At 68.4% G+C, this 10,405-nt stretch carries 12 protein-coding genes; 5 read left to right on the top strand and 7 right to left on the bottom strand.

Annotated features, from left to right (window positions below; translation table 11 throughout):
- Positions 1-160: 160 nt before the first annotated feature.
- Positions 161-1,327, bottom strand: coding sequence for a 3-hydroxy-9,10-secoandrosta-1,3,5(10)-triene-9,17-dione monooxygenase oxygenase subunit (gene hsaA / locus AB0I53_RS48440; protein ID WP_358617694.1), 1,167 nt, complete (start codon positions 1,325-1,327; stop codon positions 161-163).
- A gap of 156 nt (positions 1,328-1,483) precedes the next feature.
- Here hsaA and AB0I53_RS48445 point away from each other — a divergent pair, with 156 nt between their 5' ends.
- Genes AB0I53_RS48445 through AB0I53_RS48455 form a run of 3 tightly spaced genes read left to right on the top strand, consistent with a single transcriptional unit; the run spans position 1,484 to position 3,696 of the window.
- Positions 1,484-2,623: a Rieske 2Fe-2S domain-containing protein gene (locus AB0I53_RS48445; RefSeq protein WP_358617697.1), complete on the top strand. Its 1,140-nt coding sequence runs from the start codon at positions 1,484-1,486 to the stop codon at positions 2,621-2,623.
- The gene (locus tag AB0I53_RS48450; RefSeq protein WP_358617700.1) at positions 2,623-2,895 is read left to right on the top strand and encodes a ferredoxin; all 273 of its coding nucleotides are present in this window, start codon (positions 2,623-2,625) and stop codon (positions 2,893-2,895) included. Before AB0I53_RS48445 ends, AB0I53_RS48450 begins: the two co-directional genes overlap by 1 nt.
- Positions 2,896-3,696: an SDR family NAD(P)-dependent oxidoreductase gene (locus AB0I53_RS48455; protein WP_358617703.1), complete on the top strand. Its 801-nt coding sequence runs from the start codon at positions 2,896-2,898 to the stop codon at positions 3,694-3,696. It abuts the gene before it with no gap.
- Between the two features lie 134 nt (positions 3,697-3,830).
- Here AB0I53_RS48455 and AB0I53_RS48460 read toward each other — a convergent pair whose 3' ends face one another.
- The 4 genes from AB0I53_RS48460 to AB0I53_RS48475 form a co-directional block, all read right to left on the bottom strand.
- A complete protein-coding gene (locus tag AB0I53_RS48460; RefSeq protein ID WP_358617705.1) occupies positions 3,831-4,379 on the bottom strand; it encodes a dihydrofolate reductase family protein in 549 nt (182 codons plus the stop codon).
- Positions 4,380-4,522: 143 nt separating this feature from the next.
- Positions 4,523-4,696: a DUF397 domain-containing protein gene (locus AB0I53_RS48465; protein WP_358617707.1), complete on the bottom strand. Its 174-nt coding sequence runs from the start codon at positions 4,694-4,696 to the stop codon at positions 4,523-4,525.
- A gap of 28 nt (positions 4,697-4,724) precedes the next feature.
- Positions 4,725-4,901 carry a DUF397 domain-containing protein gene (locus AB0I53_RS48470; protein ID WP_358617709.1) on the bottom strand — a complete coding sequence of 59 codons (177 nt, stop codon included), beginning with the start codon at positions 4,899-4,901 and terminating at the stop codon, positions 4,725-4,727.
- Complete coding sequence (locus AB0I53_RS48475) at positions 4,894-5,739, bottom strand: helix-turn-helix transcriptional regulator (protein ID WP_358617711.1); 846 nt, start codon at positions 5,737-5,739, stop codon at positions 4,894-4,896. Before AB0I53_RS48475 ends, AB0I53_RS48470 begins: the two co-directional genes overlap by 8 nt.
- A gap of 469 nt (positions 5,740-6,208) precedes the next feature.
- Here AB0I53_RS48475 and AB0I53_RS48480 point away from each other — a divergent pair, with 469 nt between their 5' ends.
- Positions 6,209-6,427, top strand: a complete 219-nt coding sequence (locus AB0I53_RS48480) for a hypothetical protein (protein WP_358617713.1) — start codon at positions 6,209-6,211, stop codon at positions 6,425-6,427.
- 262 nt (positions 6,428-6,689) lie between these two features.
- Here the strand turns inward: AB0I53_RS48480 and AB0I53_RS48485 are convergent, their stop codons facing one another.
- Both AB0I53_RS48485 and AB0I53_RS48490 read right to left on the bottom strand, forming a co-directional pair.
- Positions 6,690-7,472 carry a zinc-binding dehydrogenase gene (locus AB0I53_RS48485; RefSeq protein ID WP_358617715.1) on the bottom strand — a complete coding sequence of 261 codons (783 nt, stop codon included), beginning with the start codon at positions 7,470-7,472 and terminating at the stop codon, positions 6,690-6,692.
- 378 nt (positions 7,473-7,850) lie between these two features.
- Positions 7,851-9,110, bottom strand: a complete 1,260-nt coding sequence (locus tag AB0I53_RS48490) for an MFS transporter (RefSeq protein WP_358617718.1) — start codon at positions 9,108-9,110, stop codon at positions 7,851-7,853.
- Between the two features lie 162 nt (positions 9,111-9,272).
- On the opposite strand from AB0I53_RS48490, the gene AB0I53_RS48495 reads away from it, so the two are divergent.
- The gene (locus AB0I53_RS48495; RefSeq protein ID WP_358617721.1) at positions 9,273-10,205 is read left to right on the top strand and encodes a helix-turn-helix transcriptional regulator; all 933 of its coding nucleotides are present in this window, start codon (positions 9,273-9,275) and stop codon (positions 10,203-10,205) included.
- Positions 10,206-10,405 lie beyond the last annotated feature (200 nt).

Consider the following 10,405-nt stretch of genomic DNA (forward strand, 5'->3'; position numbering starts at 1 on the left):
GTCCCGATAGACGAGGCGAACAGGCCGTTCGCTCCACCACCCCGAACGCACAAGCCGCCCTACTGCAACCCCACCCGACAACATCCCAAACAGCCGCTATAGCGATCCAAAGCACTCACGGGTCTCCACCTGCGGCAACACAGCGTTGTGACCTCCCCCATCAGACCAGCGTGTCTTCGACGGGGAGGCTGAACGCTCCTTTGCCGTACAGCGCCAGGGCGCGCTGCGCGTCGTTGGCCACGTGCATGCTGCCGGCATGCGCGTCGCGCCAGGCGCGTTCGATGGGGTTTCCCCGGCGCAGCGAGTTGCCGCCCGCGCTCTGGAACAGCAGGTCGATCGCCGCCAACGCGCGCTCGGTGGCCCGCACCTGGTCCCGGCGGGCCCGCAGCCGCAGCTCCATCGGGATCTCCGCGTCTCGAACCGCGTGGTCGTAGAGCTCGGTCATGTTGCGATCCAGCTGCAGGACCGCCGCGTCGATCTCGGACGCCGCCCGCGCCACGGCCACCTGCGCGCCCTGGTCCTCCACGAACCGGCCGCCGCCGAGGCTCAGCCGCACCCGGTCGCGCATGGTCGACACGTAGGTTTCGTAACAGCCCGCCACGACACCCACGACTGGTGCGGCAACCGCCGTCGTGAACACCGCACCGAACGGCAGCGCGTACAACGGGCCCTGGTTCACCGCCCGGCCGGGGGCGCGCAGCTGCGAAACGTCGAAGTTGCGGACGATTCGGTGCGCGGGCACGAATGCCTTGTCCACGACGATGTCGTTGCTGCCGGTGCCGCGCAGCCCCACCGGATCCCACACGTCGAGCACCTGGATGTCCGCGCGCGGCACGAGGACGCTGAGGAAGTCGACCGGCCGGCCCTCGTCGCCGACGACCAGCCCGCCGAGCAGCGCCCAGCTCGCGTGGTCGCATCCGGACGCGAAGCTCCACCGGCCGCTGAGCTGGTATCCGCCCTCGACCGCGGTCAGGCGGCCGACGGGCGCGTACGACGAGCAGATCAGCGTGTCCGGGCCACGGGCCCAAACCTCGTCCTGGGCCTCGCCGGGAAACAGGCCGACGTGCCAGGGATGCACTCCGAGGACCGAAAGCACCCAGCCGCTGGAACCGCACACTGTGGACACTTCGCGAACCACCTCGTAGAAGCGCACCGGGTCGCTTTCCAGGCCGCCGTACCGCTTCGGTTGCAGCATCCGGAATGTGCCTGCCGAAACCAGGTCGGCCACCGTCTCCGCCGGCAGCCGCCGGCTCTCCTCCGCGGCATGGGCGCGCTCCGCGATCGCCGGCAGGACGTCCCGGATCCGCTCCAGCACCTCGTTGGTCATCCTCGTCCTCCCGTTGCGGCGTCGGGATTCTCATCGTGCGGCCTGCCGATGGCTGCGGCCGCCGAGAGGTACCGGTGAGTGGGATCACCGGCGGATCCGGCGGCCGCTGCCGCCTACCTTCGCGGTGACGTACTGCTCACGGGAAGGGATACGAGCATGACCGCTGCGGAGGAGGTCCGGCAGATCGAGGTGGACGAGGCGCCCACCCGGTTCGCTCGGGGCTGGCACTGCCTCGGGCTCGCCAAGGACTTCAAGGACGGCAAGCCGCACACGGTGCAGGCGTTCGGCCAGAAGCTCGTGGTCTGGGCCGATTCCCACGGCGAGCTGAACGTGCTCGACGCGTACTGCCGGCACCTGGGCGGCGACCTGTCGCGGGGCGCGGTCAAGGGCGACGAGATCGCCTGCCCGTTCCACGACTGGCGGTGGGGCGGCGACGGCAAGTGCAAGAACATCCCCTACGCGCGCCGGGTTCCGCTGCGCGCCCGCACGGCGGCGTGGCCGACCCTGGAGCAGGACGACCTGTTCTTCGTGTGGAACGACCCCGAGGGCAATGCGCCGCCCGCCGACGTGACCGTCCCGCGCATCGAAGGCGCGACCAGCGACGAGTGGACTGACTGGCAGTGGTACTCGGTCACCATCGAGAACGCGCACTGCCGCGAGATCGTGGACAACGTGGTGGACATGGCGCACTTCTTCTACGTGCACTACTCGTTCCCGACGTACTTCAAGAACATCTTCGAGGGCCACACCGCGACCCAGATCCAGAACGGCGTCGGGCGGGAGGACGCCCGCCCGCAGGAGTCCGGCAGCGGCGCGCCCCGCATGCTCGGCAACACGTCGGTGGCCGCCTACCACGGCCCGTCGTTCATGATCGACGACCTGACGTACCACTACAGCGACGGCGACGTCGAGTCGGTGCTGATCAACTGCCATTACCCGGTCACCGCGAACTCGTTCGTGCTGCAGTACGGGATCATCGTCAAGCGAACCGATCGGCTGCGGGGCGAGGACGCGGACGGGATGGCCCGCAAGATGGGCGATTTCATCAAGATCGGCTTCGAGCAGGACGTGCAGATCTGGAAGAACAAGACCCGCATCGACAACCCGCTGCTGTGCGAGGAGGACGGCCCGGTCTACCAGCTGCGCCGCTGGTACGAGCAGTTCTACGTCGACGCGGCGGACGTGACGCCCGAGATGGTGGAGCGGTTCGAGTTCGAGATCGACACCACCAGGCCCAACGAGGCTTGGCGTCGTGAGGTCGAGGAGAACCTGGCGCGCAAGGCGCAGGCGATCTGATGGCGGTGCGCACCGACGGCCGGCTGGCCGACTCGCCCATGCAGCCCGTGCAGTGCGGCACCTGCGGCGGCCGCGTCGAGGTCCGCAAGAGCAGCTGGGACCAGACCAGCATCCAGTGGCACGACGACGCCGCCCGGGCCTGCGCGGAGCGTCGCGCCGCACGGCCGGGTTCCGGGCCGAACGGCCAGTTCTTCAGCGGCTGCAAGGCATTGCGGGATTCCGTGCGCGCAGCGGCGGCCCGCGGTGAGATCGCGATCCAGGCGGAGGACTGAGTGCTCGACACCACGAAGTACGGACCATGGGCGGTCATCGCCGGCGGATCCGAAGGCGTGGGCGCCGCGTTCGCCCACCGGCTCGCCGACGCCGGGATCAACCTGGTGCTGATCGCGCGAAAGCCCGGACCGCTGGCGGTCACCGCCGACGAGGTGCGGGCCAAGGGCGTCCAGGTGCGCGCCCTGGAACTCGACCTGCTCGACCCGGACGCGTTGCGGGCCATCAGGAAGTTCACCGACGGCCTCGACGTCGGCCTGCTGATCTTCAACGCGGGCGCCAACAGCTACGGCCACGAGTTCGTCACGGGCGACCTCGACCGCGTGCGCGGCGTGATCGACCTGAACATCACCGCGCAGCTCGCGCTCACCCACCACTTCGGAGCGTTGCTGAAGGAGCGGGGTCGCGGCGGGGTGGTCCTGGTCGGCTCGATGGCGGGCTACCTGGGTCAGGCGCAGATCAGCGTCTACTCGGCGGTGAAGGCGTTCTCCCGGGTGTTCGCGGAGGGCCTGTGGCTCGAACTACGGGAACACGGCGTGGACGTCCTGGAGCTGGTGCTCGGCGTGACCCGGACACCGGCGATGGAGCGCGCCGGACTCAACTTCGACATCCCGGGCCTCAACGTCGCAGAACCCGACGACGTGGCCCGGGAAGGCCTCGAACGGCTGTCGCACGGGCCGGTGTGGGTGGCGGGCGGCAACGCCGAGGCGGCGGAGAAGCGCAGCGGCCCCAACCGGGCGGAACTCGCACTGGGCGCCCACGAAGCATCGAAACGCCTGCTACCGCCCGAGACGAAAGCCTGACGCGGCACGGATCACCGCGGTCCAGGGCCGGCTGAGCAGCCGGGTCGCGGTTTTCCGCGTCGCTCTTGCCCTATTCGCCACTCTGAGGCCTCGGGTCCACCGGAATCGTCCTCAGTGGACTTGGCACTCGATGGCTACCTTCTCGGCTCGTACCGCATCGCCACTGCCCCCGAGCCGAACTCCAGCCGGCTCACGAGCTTCAGGTCGACATGCTTCGATAGCCCCGCGAACAACGTCGGCCCGTGACCCGCGAGCCTGGGATGCACCACGAACTCGTACTCATCGATCAATCCCAGCTCCGTCAACGCCAGCGGGAGCTTCACGCCTCCTACGAACAGTCCCTTGCCCGACTCCCGCTTGAGCTGCTGAACGGCCTCGCCCAGATCCCCGCGCACGAGCTCCGCGTTCCAATCGACCTGCTCCAGGGTGCTCGACACGACGTACTTCTTTGCCGCGTTGATCGTCCGGGCGAAGGGCTCCATCCAATCAGGTCTCGCTCCCGTCGGCGCCGGCGGCCGCCACGCTGATTCCATCATTTCGTAAGTCACCCGGCCAAAGAGAAGAGCATCGGCCTGGTCGAGGTTCCCGACCGCGTGACGATGCAAGTCTTCATCCGCGGGGATTGCACGATGATCGCAGCACCCGTCCAACGTGACGTTGATGGAGTACCGAAGGGGTCGCATCTCGCAAGAGTACCGCCGATGGGATACACGGCGGACCTGTTCGCCGCGCTGGACGTGGGCTCCGGGGAGCGACACACCACTAGCGGGGCCGTGAGTACTGAGACCGGTAAGAACCGGTTTCAACACTCACGAGACCCACCCACTCACCGCTCGAAACGCCCAGCCTTGACAGCCCGCAGGAACACGGCAACATCGACGTCCAGACGCGGCCCATCCGGATCCTTCGAATCCCGGATCAGACCAGGCGGGCTGGATAACTCGACGCAGTTGCCGTTGGCATTGGAGTAGCTGGACTTCCGCCAGCTATAGATGCTCATCTTTCCTCCAAAGACGAACTTCCCACAGTCATCGGTCGAAACGGCCAACCTTGACAGCCTGTACGAAGGCAGAGACGTCACCGCTCAGCACCGGCCCGTCCGGATCCTTCGAGTCCCGGATCAGCCCGAGCGGGCTGGATAACTCGACGCACGTTTGCAGGTTCTGGCTCCGACTGGACTTCCGCCACACATACTGATCAGTCATTGAGGTCCTCCACGCTCTTGACCGCCTTGCGAAGCAGCATCATCGAGGCTTTCGAGCTCAAGGCGACCCGGGCTATCTGCTCCACGGCCTGCTCGTACACGGTTACGTCGTCGTACTCGTGCAGGAACAACCCGGACCGCCTGTTCTCCAAAGCCACCACGGGATCAAGTTTCTCCTGCTTGATAAGCAGAAAGCCACCCTCCAGAGAAGGGTTCCAGCCGCTTCTGCAGGGCACGACCCGCAAGTCGATGTTCGACCGTTCGCTCAAGTCGACGAGGTGCCGGAGCTGCTCGACCATCGTGTCGCGGTCGCCGACTACTTGCCGTAGCGCTCCCTCTCCCACCAGAGCAAGGAATCGAGCCGGTTCATTACGGAGGATGACGTCCTTCCGACCGATCCTGATCGCCGCTCGCGTCGCGATCTCGCCAGCCGGAACGCCACCACCCGACATGATCGCCCGCACGTAGCTGCTGGTCTGCAACAACCCCGGGATCAGCAGCGGCGCGACCTCGATGATCTCCGTGGCGTTCTGCTCGTAATCGACCAGCGCAGCGAGTTGCTGCTTCTGGTCCGGCAACCGCGTAGCCACCCACTGCGGAGCATCGGTGCCGTAGGCAAGGCTGACGATCTCCTCGTATCGCTCCCCAACGACGCCCAATGCCGTAAGAATCTGGGCCACTTGCTCGGGTTTCGGAGTTCGCTCGCCTGTTTCCCAACGCGAGAGGACTCCCGGATCACGCCCTAGCGTTGATGCGAAGTCCCGCAGCTTCAGACCTCGATCCTCGCGAGCCTGCCGGAGCGCACCTCCGAGCGCCCGCCCTTTCGGAGTTCTGGCCATGTCTCGACTCCATGTGGTCGGCGCCGTGCAACGCGCACCGCGCTCCAAGCCGTCCACCCAACATCACTCGTTGCGATCACGGTAGCACATTGAGTAGTTGTCGCTGTTGTCGGATCATTTGACAACAAGACGCTCATCGGGCGGACGGGCAACGTGGAGGTGGTTTCGTTGGTGTTGGAGGTTTGGCCTCGGTGGTTGCCTTCGCCTGGATTGCGGGCGTTGGACACGCATCTCGTGCTTCGGCCCGGCGGGGCCGGTGAATGCGGAGCCGAGGTGATGTGGGCCGCCGTCGGGCATCCGACCACGACCCGGCCGCGCTGCGCGGTTTGCGTGCGACTCGCCGAGGCGCGCCTGAAGGCGCTTGATCCAGCCCGATCCGGCACGGCAGCGCAGCACTTGCGGAAGCAGCAGTGCGTCAAGCGAGAACGCTGATCTGACCACATCGGACGGTGACAGGCCGGGAGGCGTCATGTTCTGGTTGCAGCTGGGCACGCTCATCGCGTTCAACGTCGTCATCTTCGCGATGCTGTTCATCCCGGTGTCGAATCCGCAGCACGGCGATGCCGACGACGACGCCTACGGCGTTTGGCAGCTCATCCACGACATCGAGGCCGAACGCGAAGCCGAGTACACCGCCCGCCACCGCCTCCGCGCTCCACCTGAAGGCGACTCGTCTAGAGCCGTCTGACCCCTGACCGGATCGGCGCGCCCTCCCCGACCCCAGCGCGCCGATCCTCCCGGTAGCCGGGCTTGCCCCCGACCCCGCCCGGCTACCGGGCCCCGCAGCCTCGTGAGTGTTCGCTCCGGTAAGAACCGGAACGAACACTCACGAGGACTGGAGCCGCTACCAGGCGTCGCCTTCGCGCCAGTCGCCAGGCGAGCCGGGAAGTTCGCAAGGTTCGGTGACCATGCATTCCTCTTTCAGCGCTCACCGGGGAAGAGAAGCCGTGTCAGAAGGTGAGGAGGGTCTTGATGGCGCGGCGCTCGTCCATCGCCCGGTAGCCCTCCGCCGCCTGCTCCAGCGGGAGGGTGAGGTCGAAGACCTTGCCGGGATCGATCTCCCGGCGCCAGATCAGGTCGATCAGCTCCGGCAAGTACTGGCGCACCGGGGCCGGACCGCCGTGCAGGTGTACGTGGGAGAAGAACAACTCGTCACCGGGCAACGCGACGTCGTGGGCGACGCCGACGTAGCCGACGTGCCCTCCCGGCCGGGCGGAGCGGATGGCCTGCATCATCGACTCCTGGGTGCCGACCGCCTCGACCACGCTGTGCGCGCCCAGCCCGCCGGTCAGCTCCTTGATCCTGACCACACCCTCGTCACCGCGTTCTTCGACGATGTCGGTGGCACCGAACTCGCGGGCGAGCTTCTGGCGGGGTTCGTGACGGCTCATCGCGATGATCCGCTCCGCGCCGAGCTGCTTCGCGGCCAGCACCGCGAGCAGCCCCACCGCCCCGTCACCGACGACCGCGACCGTCTTGCCCGGCCCGGCCTCGGCCGCCACCGCGCCGAACCAGCCGGTGCCGAGCACGTCGTAGGCGGTGAGCAGGCTCGGGATCAGATCCGCCGGCGGCAGCTCCGGGGTGGCGACGAGCGTGCCGTCGGCGAGCGGAACGCGCAGCAGCTGCGCCTGCGTCCCGATGGAGCCCATGATCACCCGGTGGATACACGAGCTCTGATAACCGGCCTGGCACACCTCGCAGGTGTTGTCGGAGGCGAAGAACGAGCCGATCACGAACTGTCCCGGCTCCGCTGTCGTAGTTGGCGCCGACCACCGTCTTGTACGGGAAGGACTCCGGCACGAGGAAGTTCTTGCGCCGCAACGCAACCGGGTCCACGTCCAGTTCGGCCGCGGCCAGGTCCATCATCCGCTCCAGCATCGCCGGTCGGCGTCGGGCCGTCGAGCTGCTCGATGCCCCGGTACGGCCACAGGTCCGAGCCGCACACGCACGCCGCGGACAGGCGGATGATCGCGTCGGTCGGTTGGAGGATCTTCGGGTCCTCCCGCTCTTCGACCCGAACATCACCGGGGGCGTGCAGCACAGCACCAAGCATGATTTTCTCCTCGTGCAAATATCTTCTGCGGATACGGCTGAACTGGCGGCCCGTGGGTTCAGCTCACCGGAGCGGGAACAGGCGTCTCGTCTTCGCTTTCACGGCGGCTTCCGGGCGCATCGCCCTGGGCGCGTCGAGTCGTGGCAGCCGCGAGCAGTCCGATTGGCAGCAGCGCCGCACCGGTCACGGCAGCGCCCAGCGCGGCAGGTCCGACCAGACCCCACGAGGTCGACAGGGTGGCCCCGGCCACCGCGGCGCCGACGGCGGTGCCCAGGTTGAACGCCGCGGTCGCCAGCGAGGACGCCAGCGTCGAACCGCTGCCCGCGTGGCGCAGCGTCTGGGCGATCAGCACCGGGTTGGCCCCGAGCCCCGACGCCCCGAGCAGGACGACCAGCGCGACCACGACCGTCGACCGGGTCGAGCTGAACACGATCAGCACCAGCAACAACGACGTCAGCGCGAACGCTCCGGCGACGGTCGCGAGCGGACGGCGGTCGCCGAGACGACCGCCCACCGCCGTGCCCACCAGCGCGCCGATCCCGAACCCGACCAGCACCAGGGGCACGAACTCGACCGGGATGCCGGCGCCGTCGGTGAGCAGCGGGCTGATGTAGCTGTAGGCACCGAGGAACCCGGCCTGGGCGAGCCCGATCGCGCCCAGCACGACCCACAACCGCCACGGCCGCAGCGTGGCCAGCTCCCCGCGCACCGTGACCTCCGCGCGCTGGGTGCCGGTGGCGGCCGGCATGAATCGCAGCACCGCCACGATGGCCAGCAGCGCCAGGCCTGCCAGCATCCAGAACGGGCCCCACCAACCGGTGTACTGCCCGACGAAGGTGCCCAACGGCACCCCGGCGACCACGGCCAGGCTCAGCCCGCCCGACATCACCGACAGCGCGCGGGCACTCGCCCCCGGACCGGCGGCCGTGGTGGCCACCACGGCACCGACCGCCCAGAACGTCCCGGTGGCCAGCGCGGTGACCACCCGCGAGACCGTCACCACGGCGAACGAGCCGCTCAACGCCGCCACGACGTGCCCCACCGCGAACACCGCCAGCGACAGCACCAACGTCGCCCGCTGGGGCAGGCGCAGCGTGGCCAACGCCATCACCGGCGGCCCGACGATCATCCCGACCGCGAACGCGGACACCAACAGGCCTGCCTGCGCGACATCCACGCCCAAGTCGGCAGCCGCCTCGGGCAGCAGCCCCGCGATCATGAATTCGGTGGTGCCCATCAGGAAGATGCCCGCCGCGATCACGTAGACCAGCCCCGGCGTCCGCGTGCTGCTCGTGGCCCCTCGCAGCGATGTGCTCAACGTCTCCGCCCCTCCAGGTGGCTCTTCATCGGGTCCGTAGCGGACCGATGCCCAGGAAACGCCGCACGTCGCGGGTGTGGGAGGCGGCGTTCAGGGGGGTGCCGGCAGCACCCCCCTCGCAGGACCTGGCAGCGGTGGGCCGGGCGTCGTAACGTCGGCGGCATGGGCAAGCAGCACCACGCGGAGATCGGCGAGTTCCTGGCGTCGCGACGGGCCCGGATCACCCCCGACCGGGTCGGGCTGCCGGTCTACGACGCCGCCAAGCGCCGCGTGCCCGGACTGCGCCGCCAGGAGGTCGCCACCCTGGCCGGGCTTTCGGTCGACTACTACACGCAGATCGAGCGCGGGAAGGTCAACGGCATCTCCGAAGCCGTGCTCGACGCGATCGCCCGCGCCCTGCAGCTCGACGAGGCCGAGCGCTCCCACCTGTTCGACCTGCACCGCAGCGCCACCACCAGCCCGCAGCGGCCCCGGCCCCGCCGCACGAAGACCATCCGGCCGATGGTGCAGCGCCTGGTGGACTCCATGACGGTGCCGGCGTTCGTGCGCAACGCCCGCCACGACTTCGTCTGCGGCAACCAGCTGGCCTACGCCTTCTACTCCCCGCTCTACCCCGACCCGCTGCACCCCGACCCCGGCCAGCCGGTCAACTTCGTCCGGTTCTGCTTCCTCGACCCCCGGGCGCGAGACTTCTACCCCGACTGGGAATGGATGGCCGACAGCGCGGTCAACCTGCTGCGCACCGACGCCGGCCGCGACCCCTACGACCGGGGCATCTCCGACCTCGTCGGCGAACTGTCCACCCGCAGCGAGGAATTCCGGGTGCGCTGGGCCAAGCACAACGTGCGCCTGCACTACACCGGCACCAAGACCTTCCACCACCCCGTCGTCGGCGACATCACGGTCACCTACGAAACGATGCCGCTGCCCGCCGACCCCGGCCTGGTCCTCACCATCTACAGCCCCGAACCCGGGACCGCGTCCGCCGATGCCATGACCCTCCTCGCCACCTGGGCCGCCACCCACCTCGGCGAAACCGCTCTCGCGGCCGACGACCAAGCCGAGCGGTCGCCCTCCCAGCACCCCGAGCATTGACGTCCTGCGTCGCGCCGCGATGTCCGCAGTGGACCGACCGGTGGCAGCGAGGAACTGCGTGCGACTTTCCAGAACGCTTCCGGGACCAAGCTGTTCGCCCGCATGCCAGCCGACCGGACGACGGCGGAAAACTGCCGCAGCTCATCGAGGAGCCCAGAGCAGCCTCGTGAGTGTTCGCTCCGGTTCTTACCGGAGCGAAC

This window comes from Saccharopolyspora sp. NPDC050389 (genome assembly GCF_040655595.1).
GTDB lineage: Bacteria > Actinomycetota > Actinomycetes > Mycobacteriales > Pseudonocardiaceae > Saccharopolyspora.

Coding starts and splice junctions, on each gene's coding strand:
- hsaA (WP_358617694.1), bottom strand. CDS start 1,327: ATGACCAACGAGGTGCTGGAGCGGATCCGGGACGTCCTGCCGGCGATC.
- AB0I53_RS48445 (WP_358617697.1), top strand. CDS start 1,484: ATGACCGCTGCGGAGGAGGTCCGGCAGATCGAGGTGGACGAGGCGCCC.
- AB0I53_RS48450 (WP_358617700.1), top strand. CDS start 2,623: ATGGCGGTGCGCACCGACGGCCGGCTGGCCGACTCGCCCATGCAGCCC.
- AB0I53_RS48460 (WP_358617705.1), bottom strand. CDS start 4,379: ATGCGACCCCTTCGGTACTCCATCAACGTCACGTTGGACGGGTGCTGC.
- AB0I53_RS48465 (WP_358617707.1), bottom strand. CDS start 4,696: ATGAGCATCTATAGCTGGCGGAAGTCCAGCTACTCCAATGCCAACGGC.
- AB0I53_RS48470 (WP_358617709.1), bottom strand. CDS start 4,901: ATGACTGATCAGTATGTGTGGCGGAAGTCCAGTCGGAGCCAGAACCTG.
- AB0I53_RS48475 (WP_358617711.1), bottom strand. CDS start 5,739: ATGGCCAGAACTCCGAAAGGGCGGGCGCTCGGAGGTGCGCTCCGGCAG.
- AB0I53_RS48480 (WP_358617713.1), top strand. CDS start 6,209: ATGTTCTGGTTGCAGCTGGGCACGCTCATCGCGTTCAACGTCGTCATC.
- AB0I53_RS48495 (WP_358617721.1), top strand. CDS start 9,273: ATGGGCAAGCAGCACCACGCGGAGATCGGCGAGTTCCTGGCGTCGCGA.